Origin of the sequence: Ktedonosporobacter rubrisoli, assembly GCF_004208415.1 — a bacterium.
GTDB lineage: Bacteria > Chloroflexota > Ktedonobacteria > Ktedonobacterales > Ktedonobacteraceae > Ktedonosporobacter > Ktedonosporobacter rubrisoli.
On record NZ_CP035758.1, the window covers coordinates 8,778,597 to 8,802,865 of the forward strand.

Consider the following 24,269-nt stretch of genomic DNA (forward strand, 5'->3'; position numbering starts at 1 on the left):
TATCTTGTAGATGCTCGCGCAAAAGAAACTCGGAGTCACGTTGGCGATCGATTTTCTGGCGATAGTCGCGAACTGCCTCGTGTAGCTGCTCGTCTGTGAACTCAGCGGCTAGCGATTCAACTGCCTGTAAGGCTTCGTGGAACAGTTTGACCAGCTCATTTTCCAGGACCATGCCACCTTTGAGGTAAAGAGAGAGCTGCGAGCGAAACTGGGTTGTCTTGGCAGCCAACTCCTCATCACTCAGCTTTTTCATCTCGGCTTCAAGCGCATTGATCTTATTTATGATAGGCTGGATCGCCTTTAAGTCTCTTTTATTTGGGTCACCCAGGATTTTTCCCAGTAGCTGCATAATAGTAATTTCTCCTGCCTCTATTCCCGCGTTGAATAGGCGTTGGGGCTGCCATATTGGTTGTAGTAGTATATATCAGTGCGCGGTAAAATAGCTATACCCACTCATTATACCATAGTACAGATAGTTTCTTTGTGTGTCTCTACCCATAAATTACAGAAAATCGCCAAGAAAGCCCCTCTCAAGAAGAGGGGGAAAGAGATTGACAGGGGTGGTATGCTCTAGAAGATCCGTTCGAGTGAATGACAAAGAAGAAGAGCACCACGGCAACCTTCATGCTGGAACTGCCAGTCGTCGTCGATGAGGGGGCAGCCAGACGGCTACGCGCCCACCTGGAAGCGGCTCGCCAGCTCTACAATGCCCTGCTCTCTCAAGGCCTGCATCGGCTGCACCAGATGCGCGCAGATCCTGCTTGGCAGGCGGCTCGTGAGCTCCCTCGCTCCCAGAAGCAGGCGCGTAAACACGCCTTTGCGGCTCTTCGCAAACAGTATAGGTTCAGTGAATATGGCCTGCCACCGCCGCCACCACGTTGCGCGTCAGGTGGCTGGCCGAGCATCTAGATTCGACGATGGCTCAAACCCTGGCCACACGCGCCCACAACGCCCTCAATCGGGTCTGTCTCGGCAAAGCGCGTCGGGTCCGTTTCAGAAGTAAGGGACGGGGATTAGAGAGCGTGGAAGGCAAGCGCAACGATACCGTCTTGCGTTTTGTCCTGCAGCCACCGCAGGAGGGCAACCAGGGCTTCGTGGTGTGGGGGCACGATCGCTTGCCTGTCCTGCTCACCTGGCAAGATCCCGTCATAGTTCATGGCCTCCACCAGCGGGTCAAGTACGTTCGTCTGATCCGGCGTAGTGCCTCTAGTCCCCGGGCTAAAGGAGCCGATCGGAGCAGCCATCGCTATTTCGTGCAGCTGGTGCTTGAAGGTCGCCCATACCTCAAACCCAAGAACCAGCCAGGAAGCGATACAGTGGGCTTGGATATCGGTCCCTCCACGCTGGCGAGTGTGGGACGCGAAGGACCAGCGCGCTTGCAGCTCTTCGGCGAGGAGTTGCAGCCTAACGCGCGCCGCCCCCGACGCCTACAACGCCACCTCGATCGGCAGTGGCGTGCCAGCAATGCAGACAACTATGATGGGCAAGGATGTATCAAGCAGGCAGGCATGCAGCGCTTGCGGTGGCACGAGAGCCACAACGCCCAGCTGACCCGTCGTCGACTCGCCACGGTAGCCCGCAGGCTGGCAGCCCATCGCAAGAGCCTGCATGGCCGACTCGTCAATACCCTGATCCGCCAGGGCAATCACATGCAGATCGAACGCACCTCCTTCAAAGGCTGGCAAAAATGCTACGGCAAAAGTGTGGGGCTACGCGCTCCGGGGATGTTTGTAGAGCACCTCAAACGCACAGTTGCGAAAACTGGCGGCATCCTCTGGGAAGTGTCGACGTTCCATACCAAGTTGTCGCAGTATTGTCATGGCTGCGGAACCTACGTGAAAAAGCCTCTCGTGCAGCGGTGGCATCACTGCCCCTGTGGGATCGGGCCAATCCAGCGCGACCTCTATTCCGCGTGCTTGTTGGCCTTTCTGAGCCCAACACACCACATCCCCTCCATCGCCCAGTCCGACTGGGCACGTGTGGAATCGCGCGTGAAGGCTGCGATGGAGGAGCTCATCCAACGAGCGAAAGCGGGGCAGCCTTTGCCCCAAAGCTTCGGTATCCCCGGAGCCAGAGCTCGTCAGCCAGCAAGTCTTGCGCCGAACCGATCAGAGCCAGTGGGTCTTCTGCTGAGAACCCCGCTGGATGCGTTGGGGCTGGCACAAGAACCCCTGCTGCTTTCGCTCAGGGAGATTCAGGTATAGGTGGTTATAATGTTACAGATCACTGGATCGAGGAGAGCTAAGACTTTAATCATGTTTGGTTGCGTAGCACAGGCATGTACATGAAAAATTGTAAATAGAGTATATATGGCGTAAATTCGCTTAATTTTAAAGGTGCTCTCTCAAAGAGACGCAATGTAGCGCAAATGGGCAAGTTGCCTTAAATCATGGCAGTACTTACTCTCCCTCGATACTCTACCATGCGTACAAGCATTTTTGCTTCCTGCGTCTGTAGGGCAAAACGTGTTGCTGGTAAGCTGTAACGTTTCAACTTGATCCGCAGAAGTGGCTGTTTTAAGGCCAGATTCGCACGATTTACATGATTTTTAGCCATGAAATCTGGCATAAATCCCGCGTCTTTGTGCCAGTTTAACTAAAGATCATCCAAGTTGTCGGGAGAGTTAGCATCCTTTAAATCAGGGTCCTCAGCGATTAATTTCCACGTTGAGCAAGGCGCCAAGCGCATCGGGCACAAGGATCGCAGCAGAATAGTAGGCGCTGACGAGATAGGAGATAATGGCCTTCTCGTTGATGCCCATAAAGCGGACTGACAAGCCGGGCTGATATTCGTCAGGAATGCCGGTTTGATGCAGGCCAATGACTCCCTGGCTCTCCTCGCCCGTGCGGAGCGCAAGGATAGCAGTTACCTGGTTGCTAATAATAGGAATTTTATTGCAGGGCAATAGAGGCACTCCCCGCCATGCCGTCAGCTTGACGCCGTGCAATTCGACGGCAGGCGAGTGAATGCCCAGGCGATTGCATTCCTTGCCAAAAGCCGCAATGGCGCGGGGATGAGCGAGAAAGAAATGGGTCCTTCTGCGCCGCGATAACAATGTGTCGAGATCATCAGGAGTCGGCGGGCCGCTATGGGTGTAGAGGCGCTGTTTGCGGTCGATATTGTGGAGCAAGCCAAACTCGCGATTGTTGATAAGTTCATGCTCCTGGCGCTCGCGCAGCGCCTCGATGGTCAAGCGCAGCTGCTGCTCGACCTGGTTCATCGGCTCGTTGTAGAGATCAGCCACTCGACTATGGACGCGCAGGATGGTCTGAGCCACGCTTAAGGAATATTCGCGCGGAGAGGCGTCGTAGTTGACAAAAGTTCCCGGCAAATCGGGCTCGCCATCGTGTCCAGCAGCCAGATCGATAGCCGCCTCGCCATGCTTATTTTGGGGCAGCTGTGCCGCCGCTTGCGCCTGCTCGACCCGAGCCCGCAACTGGGGAGCCTGGTTGAGCAGCTCTTGCAGGCTCTGAGACGAGAGGGAGAGGAGGGTGCAGTGGGTGGCCGCCTGGACGGTGAAGGGCCAGGTGCCCGAGAGCAGGGAGAGAGAGCCGAAATGCTCGCCATCGGCAAGGACTTCCAGCACGGTTTGATCGCCATATTTGCCGGTGCCAAGTTTGTTGGCTTTGCCGTAGGCGATCAAGAAAATGCGGTCGGCAGGTTGTTCAGCTTGCACGATGAGCTCGCCTGGCTCAAATTCTTGCTGGACAAGGCGATCGGCAAGAGCATTCAAGGTATCTGTGTCATCAAATCCCTGCAACCAGGGCAGCTCAGTAAGTTCAGCCGGAACGACGCGAACGTCGTTGCCATTGGAAGTGAAGGTCAAGAGGCCATCACCCAACACGTAACTCAAGCGGTGGTTTACCCGGAAGGTGCCGCCAGAAACCTGGACCCAGGGAAGCATGCGCAAAAGCCAGCGGGAGGTGATTTCCTGCATCTGGGGCACGGACTTGGTGGTGGTAGTTAATGTTCGTGCTGCCGCGATGTTCAGACTCATCTGTTCTTTTACTTCTATTGCCATAGCTCACCTACTTTCTCTTTTCGATCCACAAAATAGGACCTTTTTGAACAAGTTATATGAAGCGTGCTCATTTCAGCGTACAGCCCCGGAAAAGGAGCGGATTTTCGCGGCAGATGTTCCCAGGCCCGTAGGGCCAAAGAATTGCATTTTGCTTTGGGAAGTCGGATCTTCGAACTCTGGATAGCGGTGACACATTTCATGCCATTTCAAGATACCGGCCATCCAGTCCTGCAGCGAGGTGACATATTGGTCCAGCCGGCTGCGCTGCCTGGCATCGAGCTTGAAATCTTCGCTCATGGAGGGCAATTCGAGGGCTACGATACGCTGGAACTGGCGCATGCGGGCGGCCATCAGGTCATTCACCATATCAAGGGCGTGTTGGGCGCCACAATTGAAAAACTTCTGAATCACCAGTACGCAGTTGTGAGTTTCGCCTTCAAACTCAATTTCCTTGCGGTAGGAGAACAGGTCGTTGGTTAAAATAGCATAGTCGCAGGCGCTATTTAAGAGATTGACCATCGAGCGGCTGCCATAAACCTCAGCCGGGAGATCGTCGCTGAGCCCTATTTGCGAAAGGCTTTTGGTCAGGTTGGAGCCAAAGGTTTTCCTGCGCATTTCGATGTAGTCAACAGGATCCGGAACCCGGTTTTGTATCTGGTTGACTAACTCCCACAGCCAACTGTCGGTCATCTCCTGGATACTCTCCCGGAACTGATGTCGCACGTCCATGGATATGGGCTCAGTGGTTCGCTGCCACAAATCCGCCAGCCCCATTTCCAAGGGATTGAGCGGAGGCGTGGTGGAAGTGCCTTCTAGTGGCAAAAAGAGCCATAAACGCTCGCGCTGCAGCTTTGCACCTGCATAGTCGTGGGTTCGGCCAAAGACCTTGGGAAAGAAGTCGTCGCCATAGGTACCCCAGGTAAGCCAGGCCGTACTTATATCGAGTTGCGAACTAGAGGCATCAGGATGGATGTTTGCGGCGCAGAGAGCAAAATCATAAGCAATAAGTTGTTCTTCGGTCCAGATAGCAAGAGAAGGAAAGCCGGGCAATACATCAAGCATATGCATGCGGGTTGCCCATTGCCTGATATGCTGGCGGGCAGACTCCAGGTAAGGGCTCTGGCGCGTCGAAAACGGCATATCAATTTGGGGTCTTTTGAGCGGCCCTACCGGCTGAAATGGAACATGGGTGTAGCTTCTTGAGCGCAGCCCGAAAGCGTTGCCGGCGAGGCCAAGCCGCGCTGCAGCGGTGCCCAGGCCTGTGAGTCCCTCAATGAGGCCCATTCCGGCTGTAGCCTTGCTAGCTCCGGCATTCATGTATCGACTAGAACGCATGTGCCATTCGTGGCCGCCGGACTGCCAGTCCTGTAAGCCTCGCACATAGGTCAATACTTGCTGCTGTTCATCTGGATTCAGGCGATATTCTGCAAAGAGAAGCGGCAATTCGGCCAGGACGGTGTTCTCGAACTGATGTAAGCGCGAGGTCAGGATATCATTGACGACGTTGGCGGCCTCCTGTGGATTGACCTTAAGGAAGTGCTCCATGACCAGCACTCCGTTATTCAGTTCGCCTTCGCTTTCGGTTTCCCTTTGATAGGAAAAGATGTCGTTGCGCAGATGCACGGCGTCGGCAAACGTGTCTTTGAGCACGCGCATGGGGCGGGTGGCGGCAATTCGCGCCGGAACCTCGACGGCGACTGCATGCTCGACAAGATCTGCCGACCAGGGTGCACCGCCTACTTTACGGCGCATTTCAATGTACTCGATCGGATTTGGAACCCGGCTATCGCCGATGTTCGAGAGTTCCCAGGCCGAATCGGCTAGAAGATTCCTGGTGCTTTCGAAGAAGCGCTGGCGCCAGTCTGTGGATTTGGACGGCACGGTGCGAGACCACAAATCAATCAGGCCGAGCTCGACAGCGTTCGTGGCTTCTGGAGGCGCAGCGGCCGGCGTGAGGGGCATAAATTGTGGTAGCCGGTCGAGATACTCTTTTGCCCCGGCCTGGTCACGGGTGCGCTTATACATTTCATAGAAGTGATCATCGAAGTAGAAGACCCACACGTACCAGTCGGTGATCAGATCAAGCTCAGGGCCAGGAGCTTCGGGATGGGTGTAGGCACAGAGCAGAGCATAGTCCATTGAGTCAAATTTGGCCTCATCCCAGATGATGGTGCCAGACTCAGGCTGTTTTGCCTCCAAAATTCCTATGGCGCGTGCCCAGGCTTTAGAATGAGTGCGCGCCTCTTCCAAATGGGGATTCAGCCTGGCCGGATAAGGCACGTAAAACTCCGGTAGCTCAAAAGGTTGCTGCATGGTCGTTACCTCTCGGGAAGGAAGCCGGCCTCCCCTGTGCGCCAACTCAACCATCGTTGGCTAAGAGACCGGCTTCTTGCTAGCAATTCTCTCCTTATTTATCCGACGTGCCAGTTTCAGGAACGCCCGATTTCTACATCTTCGAGCACGCCAAGCGCATCGGGCACAAGGACCGCGACAGAATAGTAGGCGCTGACGAGATAAGAGATGATGGCTTTCTCGTTGATGCCCATAAACCGGACTGAGAGGCTCGGCTGGTATTCGTCAGGAATGCCGGTTTGATGCAGGCCAACGACTCCCTGGCTCTCCTCGCCCGTGCGGAGCAGCAGGATCGAGCTAGAGTTGGCCTTGGTCACGGGAATTTTGTTGCAAGGAAAGATAGGAATGCCGCGCCATGCGGGGACTGTCGCTCCATGAACGGGGACCGTTTGAGGATGAATGCCCAGGTGATTGCATTCCTTGCCAAAGGCCGCGATGGCACGGGGATGGGCGAAGAAAACCCCTGCGTCTCTTACTTGTGCTAGCAACTCATCGAAGTCGTCAGGAGTTGGCGGGCCGCTACGAGTGTGGATGCGCTGTTTGCGCTCTGCATTGTGGAGCAAGCCAAACTCGCGGTTGTTGATAAGCTCATGCTCCTGGCGCTCGCGCAGCGCCTCGATGGTCAAGCGCAGCTGCTGCTCGACCTGGTTCATTGGCTCGTTGTAGAGATCAGCCACCCGACTATGGACGCGCAGGATGGTCTGAGCCACGCTTAAGGAATATTCGCGCGGAGAGGCGTCGTAGTTGACAAAAGTTCCCGGCAAATCGGGCTCGCCATCGTGTCCAGCAGCCAGATCGATAGCCGCCTCGCCATGCTTATTTTGGGGCAGCTGTGCCGCCGCTTGCACCTGCTCGACCTGAGCTCGCAACTGGGGAGCCTGGTTGAGCAGCTCTTGCAGGCTCTGCGACGAGAGGGAGAGGAGGGTGCAGTGGGTGGCCGCCTGGACGGTGAAGGGCCAGGTGCCCGAGAGCAGGGAGAGAGAGCCGAAATGCTCGCCATCGGCAAGGACTTCCAGCACGGTTTGATCGCCATATTTGCCGGTGCCAAGTTTGTTGGCTTTGCCGTAGGCGATCAAGAAAATGCGGTCGGCAGGTTGTTCAGCTTGCACGATGAGCTCGCCTGGCTCAAATTCTTGCTGGACAAAGCGATTGGCAAGAGCATTCAAGGTGTCGTCATCGTCAAAGCCTTGCAACCAGGGCAGCTCAGTAAGTTCAGCCGGAACGACGCGAACGTCGTTGCCATTGGAAGTGAAGGTCAAGAGGCCATCACCCAGGACAAAACTCAAGCGGCGGTTTACCCGGAAGGTGCCGCCAGAAACCTGGACCCAGGGAAGCATGCGCAAAAGCCAGCGGGAGGTGATTTCCTGCATCTGGGGCACGGACTTGGTGGTGGTAGTTAATGTTCGTGCCGCCGCGATATCCAAACTCATCTGTTCTTTTACTTCTACTGCCACTGCTCACCTACTTTCTCTCCGTAAGATGTACGGAATGGATATGATGTTTTCAAAATGTCCTCCAAGAAAAAACTATTTCCTGGTGCAACTTATTCAGGAGGCGCTTCCAGCCCTGACCCTCAGCCTGCCTCCGATGTCTCGAATGCGCGCCGGAACCCGCTCCTGACTTTATGCATGCCCCGCCAAGCTGGCAAGAGCAAAGAGTTAGCTTGGGCCAGCTAACCAATAGCCAAGCATCTAGCACTAGCTCCTCACAGCCTCCAATGGCTCTGCTGCCATTCATACGCTCATGCGCTTGTACAGGTGTACGTCTGGCATGCGTGAAGCTGGAATTGCATTCAGGCCCTCAGACTGCAGATGTACCAAATGTGCGCTGTCCCTTGCCTTGCATGTTGGTCAGTATGTGACTTGCTGCTCTTGGCCGGTTCAGTGACGGGGCCGTAGTAATCTGATAGAGCTGCGCCTCCCAATGACAAGTTCACAACTAGGGGTCCCGAATGGGTGTGGGTCTCTTCCCGTATCTAGCCTGATTGGGAGCACTTTTGTTCGCCAGTATGTGTGCCTGTTCGCGTTTGAGCGCCGCGAGCACGTTCGAGGAAAGAGGACTGGCAAACACATACAGCCCGACCTTCCTCTTAACAAGAAAAAAACCGTGCAGCGCTGCGCACATGACCTTGAACGCACTCTCTCGCATAGGAGATTCACGGGTCAAGGCAATGATATCCGAAGCCCTTTGCGGAGGGATCAGGCACTTGAGGCGATCGTTATGGAATGCAATCAACGTTTGGTGCAGCCGCTTTGGAGGAGTATTCCGGGGACACCCGCTCTCTGGATAGAACGCAGAGTGGAGCTGGAGGCAAGCAAAGGATGCTCTTCTTATGCTCCTTGATCCCTGGTCATTCCGCAAACAATGCCATTCCGTGAGCGGAACAATGATCCGATCCCGTTGATTGAGAAGGATAAGATTGTAGAGGTTTCCTGGTTGGCTGCGCACTCGACGAAGCTGTGGGGGCGTCTTCACCTGTTGTGTGGGAGGAGTTGTTGATTGCATGTGCTTTCCTTTCACTTACCACATATTCGCCACATCATTCTTCAGTGAAGAATACACCTGTAAAGGGCTGTTGTAAATGAAACAGGATATAGGTACTATGCCTGTGCTTGGTCACTAGCATTGTCTTATGGGCGCGCTGGCGGAATTCGCGCAAGATCTCATTCGTGAACCTATCAATGCAGGATTAGCGGTAGTCGGGGCCCGAGGACGCGTCGGCGTCCAATGCCGAAAGCCGAAAACTAACTGGAAAGCCCTTATATTTTGCTTATTGCTTGACAGGACGCTTGCCAATATGTCAAGATATAAACTAAGCATTGTACGTCTATTCCTCTGAATTCATATCTGCTCCTTAGATACTCTGCAATAAGGAGGTTGCAATGATCTTTACTGACAAGTCTGTTCCTGCCCCTATTTTAAACTGATCGGATACAGACTTTATTTGTTGCCTGGTATTGTGTATCTCTTATCCTCTGGAGGACATACCTGTGTTTCAACAAATACTCTCCCCGGTTGCTGACAACCTTTTTCTCTCCTTTCTGGTTGGGATTATCCCTATCATCGTCGTCCTTATATTGTTGGGAATCGTAAGACGTGCAGCCTGGCAAGCAGCTTTGGCCGGACTGGTAGCTGGCTTTATTATTGCTATTGCGGTCTGGCGCATGCCGATCGGGTTGGCCGCTGATGCAACCTTAAACGGCATAGCTTTTGCTCTGGTTCCTGTAATGTGGATCGTGTGGGCGGCAATGTGGCTGTATAATGTTACGGTACGCTCGGGCAAGTTTGAGCTCTTTCGACGCTGGATGGTCTATAATGTGCCAGCAGATAAGCGTATCCTCTTGCTGATTGTGGGTTTTAGCTTTGGGGCTTTAATGGAAGGCATTGCCGGTTTTGGGACGCCTGTAGCTATTTGTAGCGCGCTGCTGATTGCGCTTGGTTTCCCGGTACTCGAAGCGTTGACGCTCACGCTTATTTTCAACACCACCCCGGTTGCCTTTGGGGCCCTTGGTGTCCCCATTGTAACCTTAGCTGGCGTGACGGGATTGCCGGCAAGTACTCTGGGGGCGATGGTGGGCCGTCAATTGCCGATTTTTGCTCTCTTCTTACCTTTCTATGCCATACTTGTATTTACGGGCTGGCGGGGATTACGAACGGTCTGGCCCGTTGCTCTGGTTGCTGGCCTCTCGTTTGCTGTGACGCAATTTGTGATCTCTAACTTTGTTGGTCCTGAGCTCCCTGATGTGTTAGCCTCGCTGGTCTCCTTGATTTGCGTGATCCTTTTTGTGCAGATTTGGAAGCCACAAGATATTGAGCAGTATCGCGCCAGCGTAGCGGCCGTACCCGCCGCAGTTACGGATGGCTCGGCGATCGGTGAGGCGCATATTCCAGCTTCCAGCTCAGTAGACGCCGCAGGTTCGGAGGGCAAGCCTACCTTGCAGGAATCCATTTTTGCTTGGTTGCCCTGGTTACTGGTGAGCGTTATCGTGATCGCCTGGACGTTCTTGAAGGTGCCTACGTTAGGACAGCAGTTGATTAAGTGGCCGGGATTGCATAATGTTGTCTTCCTGACGCTTTATCGTAAGCCCTATGCGGCCGTGTATACGTTCCAGATACTGGGTACCGGAACGGCTATTTTGTTGGCGGTTATCTTCACAACGATTGTGGTGGTCCTGGCCGGTGCAAAGCCGATAATCTTTGTACAGGCCCTGGCGGATACCTGGCGACAATTGCGCTTTGCTATCCTGACGGTTGTGCTGATTGTGGGACTGGCTTACCTCTATAACTATTCAGGGATGGCCTATACCGTTGGGTTGGCGATCTCTAAAGTGGGGGCGATTTTCCCCTTCTTCTCAGTCTTCCTGGGCTGGATAGCCTGTTTCTTGAGCGGTAGCGACACGTCAAGTAACGCGCTTTTTGGCAATTTACAGGTTGTGGCGGCACGTCAGCTAAATCTGAGCCCGGTGCTGATGGCGGCTGCCAACTCTAGCGGAGCTGTCATGTCAAAAATGGTGTCTCCCCAAAATATCACAACTGGTGTCTCTACGACCGAACTGGTGGGGAAAGAGGGCCTGATTGTGCAGCGAACCTTCATTCACAGCATCATCCTGGCAACCATTCTTGGCGTGATTGTGCTGATCCAGCAATATCTTATCCCCGGAATTATCCCTCATTAGCCATTTCTCCTACTCTAGGAAAAGGGGCAGGTTTGGGAATACTTAGCCTGCCCCCTTCTAGGTTTGAGCTATTACGGTAAGGAATTCAATGAGTCTAAGGGTCTCGTGTCGTCAGGCCCAATAGGCCTATCCTTCGTTGCGTCCGCAATCCAAATGCCCAGATCAAACAGGCGCTCCTCTTCCATCTGCTCGCTCATGTTCTCCTTTTGCTCCTCATACATATCTACTTTCCCTTTTCCTCAATTTTTATGTATGTGTGAGCAAAAAGATTTATACTCTACTTATACGTAAAATTGCCGAAAAATTTATACTGTAATATATTCCATCTCATGCAAGTTGCCTCTTCTATTCTCGCATCAGCAATTTCGTTCTTTACTAAGAGAGGTAAGCAAGCAAAAGCAAGCAAGAAGTTATTTCTTGAAATTTCGGTGTGATTCATGTTTTGACCAATTTGTCGCAACAACAGAAGATCCTGTAAAGATAGTAAAATTTGTGAATGGAGGTAGAAACAAAGCAAAATTTGAGAATAGTTGTATCAGTAATACAGCTTTCATACGTGTTAGCCTTAGTTGCTACCGGATCTTTTACAGAAGATCAGATAAATAGCAATTTTTAGCGTTTAAGCAAGTAAATGATTCTTAAAGGAGAAAGATATGGCAACAAATCATCCTTCTGTAGAACATCATAAGAAAGCCGCAGAGCATCATACTAAGGCAGCAGAGCACCACACTAAGGCTGCGGAGCACCATACCAAGGGCGAGCATGAAGCTGCTGCCCATCATGCCCATCTCGCTCATGGGCACCATGCGCAGGCTACTGAGCATGCAAATGAAGCTGCCAAGAAGCATGCATCGCATACCTCGGCGGCAAAGGTATAACAAACTTCTTTCCAGCCATCGTTAGAGGACTCCCGGCCTTCCCAGATGAGAAAGCCGGGGGTCTTCTTCGTGTTCCAAAAAAGACTTGACCCTCACCTACACGTCATAGTTTATATTTAAATCCGCAGCTAAGAGTAATAATCCATAGCTGCTTACTAAATTTTGCGGATACTATTTGTATATAGAGAGAAAAGAGGGATTTTTGCATGAATATAGCGCAAAAAAAAGCCTCCTTTAGTATAAAACGTATGTTTCTGGCTCCCGATGGAAGATTGCATCTGATCTGGAGGCTTTTGCTGGGTTGTCTAACTTTTGTGTGTGCGCTTGAACTTGGCCTGTTTGTGCGCTCGTTGTTTCCGCGTTCAAGCGGGGACCTGGCTGCGGTTGGGCTAACTATAGAAGACTTTATCAAGGCGCTGGTAGCCGCCTCTTTTCTTATAATTGCTGTATACCTATTGCGACGCTATGTAGATCGGCGTCCCTGGAATACGCTTGGCCTGATCTCGCCCTTGAAGGGCTTACCATTTCTGCTATTAGGCGGGCTCTTCACCTTACTGACTGCCGGGCTCGTCCTGGGTCTGTTTCTGGCTTTGGGCTGGGTACGCATCATCGCCTTTCAGCCTGATCTCTTTGTGCTGCTGATAGTTGTGCTGAAGCAATGTACCATCACCTTCCTCTATGAGCCCTTGCCCGAAGAGCTGCTCTTTCGTGGCTATCTCTATCGCAATCTGAATAGTCGCCTGCCCCATTACCTGGCCGTGCCCGCGCAGGTTGTCCTTTTTGTCAGCACTGCCCTATCACTCTTTGCCGTCGAGTGGATTGTCAGAGGTTCAGCTCAAATTGCCTTTGGGGGGCCGCTCAATTATGTCCTGACCCTGGTCCCGTTTGCGTTTGCTCTCCAACTAGCGCGGATCTTCAGCGGAAATCTCTGGACCTGTATCGGCATCCATCTGATGACCCTCACTGCCCAGGGCTACATCTTTGCCACACAGGAATTTGCCCTTGTGCGCGTTGCCTATCAACCAGGATTTGAGCAACTTGGCAATCTTTACGCGGCTCTCTACAGCGTGCTGGGTTGTATATTGCTGCTGGGCTGGCAATTTCTATGGAAGCGCCAATTTAACTGGCGGGAACAGATTTCTGCATGATTTGTGAGCGTACAGGCGTTGGCCAGAGCTAGCAAGCCCTGGCCTCTGCCTGCACCGTTTGCTTTGCGGTGTGGAACAAGTAGCACAAGCTTTTATCTTCGTCTGCTGCGTCGCCTCCTTTTGGCAAAAAGAACTTTATGCAGACGGGCCAACTTTCGGTGGGCAGGCTTGACAGCTGCCAGTTGACTAAGTTGTTGCAAGCCCTGTTCTGCGCTGGGATCAGTGGCGTAGTGCCGCAGCACTTCTAGCCAGTGCCGGCGCGCCTCTTCTCTGTCTCCCAGCTCGAAACAGGCTGCCGCCAGGGCGTTACGGGCTTCCCGATCGCGTGGGCACCAGTATACAACTGCCGCGAAGAGATCGCGGGCGCGCCTGAAATTTCGTGCTCTTGCCTCCTGTAGACCCTGGTTAAACAGATGGGCCGGGTGCGCGGCCAGGTGAGCATAGGCTGCCAGTGGCGCGCCGCAGTGTGCGCAAGTCTCCACGGGCCAGATGTTTTCGGCGCGACATGTATTGATTGGGCAAAGAAAAGTTAAAGTAGGCATCGTTTAAATTTCCCACGGTTTCAAGTTCATGGCCTCCTTAATGCCAGCGCGCCTGGTAGTTTCTTCATCTGTGCTTTTTGCTGCCTGCTGCATAATCTGCTCACGTATATCGGCAGGTAGCTTGGAGAAAAGGACATTGGCCAGGTGCTTGCAGAGAGATTCAAGCATATTGTAAGCCGCTGTGTAGGCTTCCTGGTCGCTGGCCGCAAAGGCCATTTCTCCCAGACGGCGCTGCTCGTTAATGGCGTTACTATACATTGCCTTATCGTGCATGCGATCATAATTGTAGATCTCATCGTTAATTGCCAGACAATCTTTTACTAAATTATCAAATTCGGTCCTGGGCGGCTGCAAGACCTCTTTTTCAGCCGGTGCCACGCTCTGCCATAAGTTCTCCAACTCGCCAAAATCATGGGCGGCGCGGGCAACATCCCCATGTTCGATGGCAGTATTCACGCGCTGGGTTGTTTCCTCCCAGGCCTCTTTCAGGCTGCTGCTCTGCCCGGAGGGTAGTTGCTGAAATTGCTTATCCAGCTTGCGCACATCGTCTTCCCTAATGTAGCGATCCTCGGGCGCCTCAACTGAGAAGCGAAAAGGAAGCTCACCTATGGTACCATTGCAGGTAATGTTTGCTTGCTCATCTACGTTTATATGTAAGTCTATGGGAGCGCCTCTAGGCAAGTCTTCCGGCACATTGACGCTGATTTCCTTAATCTTTTTCTCAAGTTGATAAAGCGAGAATTGAATGTGGCTGGTGCTGCCAGGATGTACAAACTGAAAGCTAGCACTCGTCGGAAGTGATGCCGGAGATTTAATCAGCTCTTTGCGATAGAGCTTGTTAGCACGCACTACTTCCAGCGCAATGGTTTTGGCAAGCACGGCAGTATCACCACCACCAATCGCCAGTGGTGCGTCCTGGCTCTGCGTGACCGGGCGGCTGGCTGAGGCTATCAGTTCGTCCTTGCTATCGAACACTTCAAAGTTCAAAAGGTTCTCGGCGGCGCGCTGCAGTGGGATGCGCGTAAAGCTGAAGTTTCCGGCGGGGCCGAGGTCGCAGTCATCGTCGTATCCCAGCGCGGGAATGGTAAGGCGGATATGCCCTCCGCTCAGATCAATCTCCTGGCTAAGCGTACTCACCTGACCGCCAAGATGGGCTTGTTGTGAACCAGTTGTACCCAGGCCGCGAAAGGCGATGCGCACAGTTCGCTCGGAATTATAGATGATCAAGCCTCCGCTGGCGGCCGCGCGGATAGCCGCACCCAGAGCTACAATACTATCCACATCTTCATAGACTGGCTCGGCACATTTGGCTCGTGGTGCCTGGGCATTGGGATTGGCACATAGCTCCTGGCGTACCAGTTGACGTACAAGCGGAATATGGGTAGATCCGCCCGCCAGGATGATCGCGTCTACATCGGCCAGGCTGATTTCGGCCTTCTCATGGGCCTTTTCCAGGGCTTCTAAGCAATAGGGGATGGTGCGCTTGATGATAGGGAGCATAATTGCTTCGATCTCCTGGCGCTCAAAAAGCATCTCTATTTCCACCCAGTTATGGGCCTGATCCTGGATGCTCATAGTATCGCGCAGCAGGAATTCATGCTCGGTCGAAAGTTTCTTTTTCACACCTTCCATGAGCTTCTTCATCTTCTCAAAGCGTAAGCGATCCTCCTCATCGTCTTTGAGGTTAAGATTAAGCTCCCACTGCTCCTCGCTTTGCAGGCGGCGCAAAAGCTCGTTAGCCAGCGCTTCGTCTATATCATCGCCACCCAGATAGTTATTGCCGCTGATGCCCAGCACTTCGAATGCTCCCGCCCGGCAGCGCAAGATAGAGACGTCGAATGTGCCTCCGCCCAGGTCATACACCAGAAAGATGCCATTCTGGATATGCGTATGCCAGCAGTAATAGCAAGCTGCTGCGGTTGGCTCGTGGAGCAACTCAAGCACCTGGAGGCCTGCCTGTTCTCCAGCCTTACGTGTGGCCTCGATCTGGGGCAAGTCGAAGTAGGCCGGAACTGTGATAATCGCGCGATCTACCTGCCAGCTGGTCGTGTTAGTCTCAAAGCCTTTGACATCCTCCTCGATCTGGCCCTTCATCTCGCGCAGAATATGCGCCGAAATCTCTTCGGGTGAGAGCTCTTCATTGCCGAGGCGAACCTTTTCCTGCCTACCCATTTTGCGTTTGATGGAATGGATAGGAGCCGGAGCTGTGCCGATACGCGAGAAGGCTTTGCGCCCTACCACAATCTCACCTTTGCGTGGGTCTTTCCAGACGCAGCTTGGCGTCGTCTCGCGCTTAGATACCGGGTCGCGGTGAATGACAATATCTGTGTCGGCCGGATTCATGATCGCAATAACGCTATTTGTGGTGCCCAGATCTATACCTACAGCTTTACTAATCAGTTGTTTTGCCACAATATTGCCTCCCAAAAGGAGCCGGCTAAGGCTCTAGTCTAGCATGCTGGATGTATGTATTTGCTCTTCGCTGCTCTGTGTGGGCGCGCCCATAACCACCACTCCTGATTGCACAATAGCGCCTTGATAGGTGATAACGGGAATCCTGACTTCGGCAACTACCTCGGAGGTAAATTCCGCACGATGTAGCCAGCCCTGCACTTCTACGTGCTCAGCTACCTCGTCATAGGCTTTGCCTAGCAGGTCCTCAATCTCTATACCTTCCTGCTGAAGGGCATCGCGCATCTGATCCTTAATGATGCGCAGGGAGACGAGCTTCTTCTGCACGGCTGGCTCCAAACGAGCAGCCAGCAGCTTTAAGGCGGCTTCGAAGCGATAGACGAAAACAGCCTGCTGGACTAAGGCCTTGATTCCGCTTGCCTTTGCCTGCTCCTCGGCCTTTCCGGCCGCAGCGAGTGCGGCCTGTTGCTGTTGCAACAGTGCTGCAACCTCGGCGGCTGGCGAGAGGAGATCGCTATCTTCGGGTCCAGGACGCTCAGAAAAGGTATGCCAATCAGGAAACTTAGCCATAGATGATATCACGCACCTCCAATGGTTGTTCTAGCCGCAGCGAGAAGGGGGGATTCTCAATAGCTGCCTGTAGATTCCCTTCTGGTATACGCTGAGCTTCTGTAAGCAGGGCTTCGATCAACGCTCCCTGATCAATGACTTGCAGGCAGCTGGCAGGTTCAACTTCCTGCTTTTGACGTACTGGATTAGTTTTAAAGCGCCTGACGAAGCGTTCCCATTGGGAATCTTCATAGCGGGTGCCAGGCAATTCAAATAGCTCGTGCTCCAGCCGGGTTTGTTGATGGGTCATCAACTCCTCGAAGGCCTGGCGATACTTAAGCTGCTCTTCGGGAGTAGTTGCGCTTGCATCAAGCTCATTGCGCCGCTCAACGATCTCGGCATATGTTGCCCGGGTTGAGAGCTTTAATATCTGAAATGGGTTCTGCTTTTGCTCATCCATGCAATTAGGCCCTTTCTCTTGATCATGTAATTAAAGCAAGTAATTTAAGTTTGGGAAGAGGACTGCCTCGGTTTTCTAGTGAGCTTATCTGTCATGCCAGAGCATAATTTTATTGAGCACCAGAAAAGAGGTGTTAAGGCTCCGCGCCTGGCTCATCTCGCTCAGAAAATCAAGAACTCTTGGGTTGTAGCCCCTGATGCGGAAATCATTGCGCGCATCATCCATCAGTGTGTAGAAGCGATAATTTGAGCCTCGGCGGGCGGCCAGGAGCGCAACTGCGTACTGTTCCCAGAGCTGGATAAGGCTGAGCAACTCTTCGATCCCCGCGGTGTAATTGTTCCAGCTACGAGCTAAGCGAATGTACTTGTAGGCAATATCAAAGTTGCGGCTTGTTAAGCCTCGATACAGGAAATGGGTAGCCAGCTGCTGATTTTCTGGCAGATACATATGCTTCTCATCGGGATAGCTGAAGGCAATTAATTGCTCAGCGACGGCGCTGGCCGCTTCTACTACCCTGGCAATCTTGCTATCATCGGTTGTGATGAGCTGGAACAGGTCGGAGAACCAGGCGTTGTACCATTCCAGGCGGGTAAGTAGGATGAGCTTATACATGGGATCGACAGCCTCGGGTACTTTGCCGAGATAGCTAAGGCCATCTTCGTAGTTCATGCGGATCTTTTCGGGCTGCCTGGCAAGATTTACCGGGTCCTCAAGCCGTCTGCGAGCCTCTTGTAACCATGTCTGGTAGAGCCCTTCGTGTAGTGTTCTGGCGAGGTCTTTCGCTTGTTTGACTTTTTGCTTGTCGAGCTGAAAATCAAGGACGATATGCTCAGCTTTGAGCAATTGCCGTAGCTCGTCATTCCAACGACTGCAGCTTTGCAGGCAATGTAGATGGATCTGGACTGCTTGCAAGTCATCTCTGTTGAAGGCTTGCTGAGCTGCTGTACTGTGCTGAGAGAGTATTTTGTGCAAGCTGCGTTGGAACAGCTTATCCCAGCTTTGTCGCTCAAGTGTAAGGGGATTACCGCTCTCGGGATCGATGCGCGTACTGAGAAAGTACGCCCAGAAATGCTCGCTACAGAGTAGATGGAGCCAGAGGAATGTGCTCAGTTTCCAGAAATGATCAGCTTTGTCTTTGCTTGAAGATTGTGCCAGGGCATGTTCTCGGTACACAACGGCAAGGCCGTGCAGAATAGAGATTTCGGCGGGAGTGATTTTGCGCAGGCAAGTGCGCCACTCCTGCTGGATTTGCACCATCTGATTAGACTGTAACGCTTGTAAGAGTGGGGGATGTTGTGAGATGCTTTGCGCAAGAAAGTGATAGCGACCCGCTCTCTCCTCAAGCTCGCTAGTTTGGGGCAGGATGACATGCAAGAGGCGCCCTACCGCGAGATCCATTTCGGCGCTGGCGGCAAGCTGTTCCAGGCTAAAGCCACGTAGCTCTTTTTGTCCGGTTCGTTGCACCGTATCCTGCAATTGCTGTATAGCCGCTGGCAGATCGCCTGCCATATAGGTCTGGGCTGTGCAATAACAGAGGAATTGTGCCCATTCCCGGCGCAGTGCAAGGGACTCATCCTGGAGAGAAAGCGCACGCTGCCAGAGTTGATTAGCTGCTGCAATCTCGCCCTTGATAGCCAGGAGGCGGGCTGCTGCGGCCGTTAGCGTGGGATCAGCTTGCTGTTGCGAGACTTTGAGCGCTGCCTCTTTAAAGCATGGAAGCTCTCTACGCTGACTCTGAACGTAGGCGCAGAGGCAGGCAAAGGCCAGACGTACATCTACTATTTTATCGATTTCTGCTTCGAACCGACTGAGGATGAGGGCCAGCAATTCAAAGCCGCGCTCAGACTGTTGCGTTGCCAGCGCCGTTGCGGCGAGAAGAACCTGGTAATAACGTGCCGGTATCTGCTTTGGCAAGTCATGTAGCGAGGGGAGCGTGTCGCTCTTTTTGGCGCTTAACCAGAGCTGCAGGCATCTATACAACTGCCTCTCAAATTTACGTTTGGGCTTAATCTTTTGTAAGAAATCAATGGCTTCGGCGGGCTTTTGCTTGCGTAGTTGTATGCCAATATATAATAGGACAAGCCACAGGTTTGTAGGGGAGCTGTATACCTGTTTTTTGATAAATCGCTCTTGCTCGGTACTATCCTGGCTGGCCAGGACGCGCAGTCTGGTGTGATGGGTCAGGCAGCGCTGGTAGAGGCGCTGTAAGGCAGATAAATTTTTACTGCTAGCTAGATACTGTACCAGCTCGGTCATTTTAGCAACCTGACTGACCTTTTCGGTCTGCAAACAGGTCTGTGTGACGCTGGTTGCTAGCTCCAGAATAACATCAGAGCGCAGCTGCTGCGCCTGTTCCAGCAATACCAGCAATTCTTCACTGGCGGTAGCGACAAGCGCCGGTTGGCGGCTCTCTAGCTGGGCAAGCAGCGCATACCACAAAAACCAGGGCTCTTGCGCGGCCTCAGCGAGTTGTTGTAGATCTTCCCAGATATTTAAGCTGGCAATAGCTTTCTGCTCCGGTGAGAGCAGAAAGTCGAGACATTGGGCCAGGATATGACTATCGGCAGGTAACGCCTGGTCCTGCTGGCTGAGGGCTAACTGTAGGAGATTATAGGCCTGTTGGCGGTACTGAGCAGCCTTTGCCCTCTCGCCTGCCAGCTGTGCGTGTGCGGCTCCTTGAAGATAGAGCTTGCAGTAACAGTAATAGTGCATGGCATTCCCGGCAGGCACATCGCTGTAATCGGTCGGGAGCTCGCTTTGCTCTCCAAGATAACCGCTTAAGAGTGCGGCGCGCCCTGGAGCGCGTCCCTTTTGCGCAATATCTACTAGATAGCTGTGATCTACCTGGAGATTTTTGGCGAGGGCGTGCACGCTAAAAAGCAAGGCTGCTCTCTGATAGCGATAGCGCATGGCAGCTTCATCGAGCAGGCTCTCGGCTTGCCGAGCATTTCCCTTAAGCAGAGCATAGAGAGCTTGCCAGGTCTGCCGGTCGGGGTTTGGTAAATGCGCAAAGAGCGGGGTTTGGATGGCAGCTTGCATCCTGGCAACTTCGTGCCGATAGAAAGCTACACCCAGAGCTGAGCGCAGTTGCTCCATTTCCTCCTCTATCGTCCCGCCGCCCGCCGTGGGGAGTATTCCCAAAGGCGCCTTAGAGCGTGATAGAGCAATGCGGGCCTCCATGGCCGGAATATAGAGGAGAGGCATTGTGGCGCGTAGCTGCTCAAGTTCCTGATCTGTAAGGGCGCCGGGATTACTTTCCAGCAAGAGACAGGCGAGCGTCCAGGCAGCCGGCAGGTGCCTCATCTGATTATAGCATTGTAAGACCTTTGGATGATCGGCGTGGAGCAAATTGGCCCAGGCCTTATAGTAAATCTGGCGCTCAGAGTATGTTTCGCTGAAAGCCGCAAAGGCCTGAAGCGCTTGCTGTGCATCGCCTTCTAACAGATAGAGTCGTCCTATAGTGAAGCTGGCAATATTATCAACATACTTGCTTAGATTAGCTTCGGCAAGAGCGCGAGCCGTGCAAGGAGGCTTCCCGCCACTTCGCGGGTCTTCAAGCCAGCATATCGCGAGGCTAAGGTTGATTAGAGCAATAACTATGGGATCATTTGTCGTGCTTATCTGCCGCGCTTCCTCAACTGCCAGCGTGAAATCTGGTAGCTTGAGCAGGGCGGAGAGTAAGCCAATCTGGGCCGTACTGTCACCTGGATGCGCTTGAAGCAGCTGTTTGAAGTGTGTCGCGGCTTGAACAGGAGTGTGCTCAATAAGCAGTGTTCCTAGGCCAAGCACGAGCTCACGCTTGGAGAGGGTGATATTGTGCTCATGACAGCGCCGCGCAAGCATATAAATGTCTTTTAACTGCTCATATGGGGTTGTGAAATCGGCGACACAGAGCTCATCCAGGTAACGGAGAATACGCTGGCTGAATTCAGGAGTAGAGGAGTGCTTCAGATAATCGAGATAGATCTCGATATGCTGGATGGCATATCCCTTGCGCTGAAGTAGTCCCATAATCACGCCCTGGCGCGACTGCTCGCCCACATTTCGGTACATTCTGGTCAGGAGTGCCAGCGCTTCCCTACTATCCTTACGTGCATCATAAGCTTGTAGCAGGCGCTGCCAGACCTCCTCCGGGCTGCATCTGGCTTTTTTCAGGCCTTGCAGTGCTTCCCCCATTTTCTCTATCGACTCTAGATCGGATGAACTGAGCTCGGCTAGATGCTCGGCTGCTAGATAGTCATCAAGAAAGGAAAGATAGAGATGCGCATAGGTTTGAGGATGCTGCAGAAAGATTTGTTGGGTTTGCCATAGACCGTCAAGCCTGAGTTGCTTGTCTTGCTCCTGTAGGGTAGCTTTCCATGTTTGTTTTAGCTGCCCCTCATGAGAAAATGGGCTCTGTATAGCCTGGCTAAGGTTGCGCCAGAATGGTTGCTTTGTCCCCATTTAGTTATTTCCTGTTGCCTTAATCTTTGCATATACGCCGTTGAGATCGGCCAGGAGCTCACCAATATCTGCGTAGCGCTTGTTGGGATAGAAGTGTAGGCAGCGCGCCACGATCGTATCAAGGGTGGCAGAGGCCGTATTGTTAAGGTGTGATGGTGGGATCAGACGAGCCATGCGCAATTGTTTGTACCAGCGATCACGCTGCATGAAGGATTGCGAGGCGAGGGAGGCCCGAGTGAGGAAAGGATGCTTTCCAGTCAGACCCTCATAGAGCATGAGGCCGATAGAATAGATGTCCGAGGCGGGTATGCTTTCGCCCAGCATGGTTTCAGGTGCCATGTAGCCTAGCGCGCCCACAATGCCCCGTACATGGCCCTGGCTCATAAGCCTGGCGGCCAGACCGAAATCGACGACGCGGATGATTCCATCATGGCCGAGAATGATGTTGTCAGGCTTCAGATCGCGGTGGATGAGCGGTGGTTCCAGAGCGTGGAGACCTTGCAGCGTGGTGCAGATCTGGCGAATCCAGTTGAGAAGGAGCAAAGCAGGTACATGGCCGAGTGTGGCCATGTGTGCGGCTAAAGTTGTGCCCTCTACATACTCCATGACAATGAAGCCACGCTTTTCGCGCTGCGGGTCGATGCCCATATCATAGACGTGGACAAGGTGTTGGCATACTTCGGGATCATTTAGCTCTTCCATAAGGCGCGCGAGCACAAAGGCATCGGCGAAGATTTGTCTTGCCGTCTCTGCATCTAAATTTGTATATCTGCTGAATTTGATGGCTACGGTGCGGATGGGCAAGTCAAGAAAAAGCTGCGTTCCCTTGAAAACGGCTCCGAAATTGCCCTCACCTATGTAGCTCTGCAATTGATAGCTGTCTCGTATTGTCTGGCCTTCAAAGCTGCGCATATCAACATCGGCTCTGCTCGCGATGTACTCTGGCATGTATTCTGGCCTCCGGCATGTAACTCTTTGGCTAAAGTGACTTCCCATATATACAGTATTTTGTGTTTATAGTGTATGACGATAATGAAGGCGATATTTAAAATTATAATCTCTATCACGTGGAGTACTCATCCATATGGGCGAGGATGCAGAGAACCATTTTTTTGCCTTTGCTGACGAGGCTAGTATTTATACTTTACATTATGCTAAAAGTAATATCAATAGTTTACAGATGTAATTTGGCTTGAAAGGGCTCCTTCGGCAAAGAAAGAAAATGTATAGTAAAGCTGGGAATATTCTTATGCGCTATTTTTAGGGATGGGACGGCTAGAGGCCTGGAGATAATAAAAACGCTATGTGTCTGTGAGAAGAGCAACTCACTCCTAGCACGGAAGTTGCTCTTCTCTAAACATAAAGCTCTGCAAGCAAGAGCCAGCAGCCTCTAATGGGCTAAGACAAGATTTGGATCGCTGAGCGGAGCCACAGCCAGGGACGAGGGAGTTTGCGCGGAGATGAACTGCTGCAGCCCGTTCTGGACGTCTTGATCGGTAAGCACATCGAAGTGGTTGGTTGTCATCTGCTGGAGCGGGTTATTGCAGCGAGAAGAGGCCTTATGATCTTGAAAGATACGCCCATAAATACCCGAGGCGTAGCCTCGGTCCGCAAGCCATTGTGAGCTCGCGAAGTTTTTCACGCCAGGAAAGTGAATACAGATCCCTGGACTATAGAGAAAGTCGAGCGGATTTCCTATAGACAGGCTGGCCAGATGATGGCTGGCGGCGCTGGAAGCCAGAGCCTGGTTGGATAGAGCGCTGCCAAAGAGCACATCTGCAAGACTATTCTGGCCACCGTGGGGGGGAGCGGAAGCAGTTTGATAAACCTGGAACAGATCTTGCAGGCTGGTAAGCGGTAGCTCTGGCTGTTTAGCAGGTACGAGGGCAGGACACATAAGCTGGTAATATTTTTTAGCCAGATAGTAGCTCATGGCATCTTCGTTACGCATCCCGCCTAAGGGAGCATCAAGCGTTACGATCCCGGCGAGCCGGCTATTGTGGGACGAAGGAAAGCCGTGCTGTGCGAAGTAAGCTAGCAGGCCAAAGGCTATGGTACCCCCAGACTGTGACCAATCACATAGATGTTGGTGTCAGGATAAGTGTTGAGATAGTTTGTGACCTGGACTTGCAGTTTATTTACATAGACACTCAGATGCTGGGTAAAGGTATCCTGGCAGGCGTAGGGCTGTGGATGACCAGAGCGATCGAGCCCATTGTAGCTGAAGATTTTCAGCGTAGCGCCTGGCTCGGTTTTCGCAAGCCGGGGAACAATTCCGCCAGGCTGATCGAAGGAATAGATATGGCCCGAGAGTCGGTTATGGGCGGCATCGTCGCTTGAGAAGTCTGTATCGATGCCTTGAACAAACAGGAACAGTTTATGCGCTGAACTGGCCCTGCTTGCGCTTGCCGTAGCCGGCGCATGCGCGAACAAGGTGCTCAGCAAGGAGAGAAGCAGCGCGACGAACACGCCGAGTTTGAGCAGTAAACGAGCACTAAAATGCCGATGTCCGGCAACGAGTGCTGGCTTTGTCATAAATGCACACATACCACCATCCCCAAATAGATTATGCTTTAGATTTTAGCAATCAGTTAGATAATTATCTGTATAAGAAAGTATATAAGCACCGGAGTAGAAAAGGGTTGTGGATGAGTAGAGAGTGTGTTGAGAATGAGTAGAGATTTTGCGTCCTGAGATGAATAAATAGGAAGCGGGTAAGAAGATGTATCGAGGCCTGATTGGTGGAACGCGTCAGGCTAAAGCTACTCCCTCCGTGATAGTTGCCCCT

Annotated in this window: 18 protein-coding genes and 1 pseudogene; 5 read left to right on the forward strand and 14 right to left on the reverse strand. The window is 52.6% G+C overall.

Features of this window, described 5'->3' with window-relative positions; all coding sequences use genetic code 11:
• Window positions 1-115: 115 nt before the first annotated feature.
• Window positions 116-349 (reverse strand): annotated as a pseudogene (locus EPA93_RS51355) (hypothetical protein); the annotation flags it as partial.
• A 242-nt stretch (window positions 350-591) separates the two neighbouring features.
• Here EPA93_RS51355 and EPA93_RS50755 point away from each other — a divergent pair.
• Window positions 592-909 carry a hypothetical protein gene (locus tag EPA93_RS50755; RefSeq protein WP_207229309.1) on the forward strand — a complete coding sequence of 106 codons (318 nt, stop codon included), beginning with the start codon at window positions 592-594 and terminating at the stop codon, window positions 907-909.
• Between the two features lie 8 nt (window positions 910-917).
• Entirely contained in the window at window positions 918-2,204 is a 1,287-nt protein-coding gene (locus tag EPA93_RS38075) for a hypothetical protein (protein ID WP_207229310.1), read from the forward strand.
• A gap of 178 nt (window positions 2,205-2,382) precedes the next feature.
• On the opposite strand, the gene EPA93_RS38080 is transcribed toward EPA93_RS38075, so the two are convergent.
• The 5 genes from EPA93_RS38080 to EPA93_RS38100 form a co-directional block, all read right to left on the reverse strand.
• The gene (locus EPA93_RS38080; RefSeq protein WP_129892531.1) at window positions 2,383-2,568 is read right to left on the reverse strand and encodes a hypothetical protein; all 186 of its coding nucleotides are present in this window, start codon (window positions 2,566-2,568) and stop codon (window positions 2,383-2,385) included.
• Between the two features lie 79 nt (window positions 2,569-2,647).
• Window positions 2,648-4,021: a family 2B encapsulin nanocompartment shell protein gene (locus EPA93_RS38085; protein WP_129892532.1), complete on the reverse strand. Its 1,374-nt coding sequence runs from the start codon at window positions 4,019-4,021 to the stop codon at window positions 2,648-2,650.
• A gap of 72 nt (window positions 4,022-4,093) precedes the next feature.
• Window positions 4,094-6,334, reverse strand: a complete 2,241-nt coding sequence (locus EPA93_RS38090) for a terpene synthase family protein (protein WP_129892533.1) — start codon at window positions 6,332-6,334, stop codon at window positions 4,094-4,096.
• Between the two features lie 116 nt (window positions 6,335-6,450).
• Window positions 6,451-7,803 (reverse strand): family 2B encapsulin nanocompartment shell protein, encoded by a 1,353-nt coding sequence (locus EPA93_RS38095; RefSeq protein ID WP_129894776.1) that lies wholly within the window; start codon window positions 7,801-7,803, stop codon window positions 6,451-6,453.
• 508 nt (window positions 7,804-8,311) lie between these two features.
• On the reverse strand, window positions 8,312-8,878 hold the full coding sequence (locus EPA93_RS38100) for a hypothetical protein (RefSeq protein ID WP_129892534.1): 567 nt from the start codon (window positions 8,876-8,878) through the stop codon (window positions 8,312-8,314).
• 485 nt (window positions 8,879-9,363) lie between these two features.
• Here EPA93_RS38100 and EPA93_RS38105 point away from each other — a divergent pair, with 485 nt between their 5' ends.
• From EPA93_RS38105 to EPA93_RS38115, 3 genes are all read left to right on the forward strand, one after another.
• Entirely contained in the window at window positions 9,364-11,049 is a 1,686-nt protein-coding gene (locus tag EPA93_RS38105; RefSeq protein WP_129892535.1) for an L-lactate permease, read from the forward strand.
• A 653-nt stretch (window positions 11,050-11,702) separates the two neighbouring features.
• Window positions 11,703-11,927 (forward strand): hypothetical protein, encoded by a 225-nt coding sequence (locus EPA93_RS38110; protein ID WP_129892536.1) that lies wholly within the window; start codon window positions 11,703-11,705, stop codon window positions 11,925-11,927.
• Between the two features lie 206 nt (window positions 11,928-12,133).
• A complete protein-coding gene (locus tag EPA93_RS38115; protein ID WP_129892537.1) occupies window positions 12,134-13,075 on the forward strand; it encodes a CPBP family intramembrane glutamic endopeptidase in 942 nt (313 codons plus the stop codon).
• A 92-nt stretch (window positions 13,076-13,167) separates the two neighbouring features.
• On the opposite strand, the gene EPA93_RS38120 is transcribed toward EPA93_RS38115, so the two are convergent.
• From EPA93_RS38120 to EPA93_RS38155, 8 genes are all read right to left on the reverse strand, one after another.
• Window positions 13,168-13,617 carry a tetratricopeptide repeat protein gene (locus EPA93_RS38120; RefSeq protein WP_129892538.1) on the reverse strand — a complete coding sequence of 150 codons (450 nt, stop codon included), beginning with the start codon at window positions 13,615-13,617 and terminating at the stop codon, window positions 13,168-13,170.
• Window positions 13,618-13,620: 3 nt separating this feature from the next.
• On the reverse strand, window positions 13,621-16,029 hold the full coding sequence (locus EPA93_RS38125) for an Hsp70 family protein (RefSeq protein WP_165423675.1): 2,409 nt from the start codon (window positions 16,027-16,029) through the stop codon (window positions 13,621-13,623).
• Window positions 16,030-16,062: 33 nt separating this feature from the next.
• On the reverse strand, window positions 16,063-16,599 hold the full coding sequence (locus tag EPA93_RS38130) for a hypothetical protein (protein ID WP_129892540.1): 537 nt from the start codon (window positions 16,597-16,599) through the stop codon (window positions 16,063-16,065).
• Window positions 16,592-17,038 carry a hypothetical protein gene (locus EPA93_RS38135; protein ID WP_129892541.1) on the reverse strand — a complete coding sequence of 149 codons (447 nt, stop codon included), beginning with the start codon at window positions 17,036-17,038 and terminating at the stop codon, window positions 16,592-16,594. The genes EPA93_RS38130 and EPA93_RS38135 overlap by 8 nt, the downstream gene beginning before the upstream one ends.
• An 84-nt stretch (window positions 17,039-17,122) precedes the next feature.
• Complete coding sequence (locus EPA93_RS38140; RefSeq protein ID WP_129892542.1) at window positions 17,123-21,481, reverse strand: hypothetical protein; 4,359 nt, start codon at window positions 21,479-21,481, stop codon at window positions 17,123-17,125.
• Window positions 21,482-22,429: a serine/threonine protein kinase gene (locus tag EPA93_RS38145; RefSeq protein ID WP_165423676.1), complete on the reverse strand. Its 948-nt coding sequence runs from the start codon at window positions 22,427-22,429 to the stop codon at window positions 21,482-21,484.
• 442 nt (window positions 22,430-22,871) lie between these two features.
• A complete protein-coding gene (locus EPA93_RS38150) occupies window positions 22,872-23,432 on the reverse strand; it encodes a hypothetical protein (protein WP_129892544.1) in 561 nt (186 codons plus the stop codon).
• 98 nt (window positions 23,433-23,530) lie between these two features.
• Entirely contained in the window at window positions 23,531-24,016 is a 486-nt protein-coding gene (locus EPA93_RS38155) for a hypothetical protein (protein WP_129892545.1), read from the reverse strand.
• Between the last annotated feature and the right edge of the window lie 253 nt (window positions 24,017-24,269).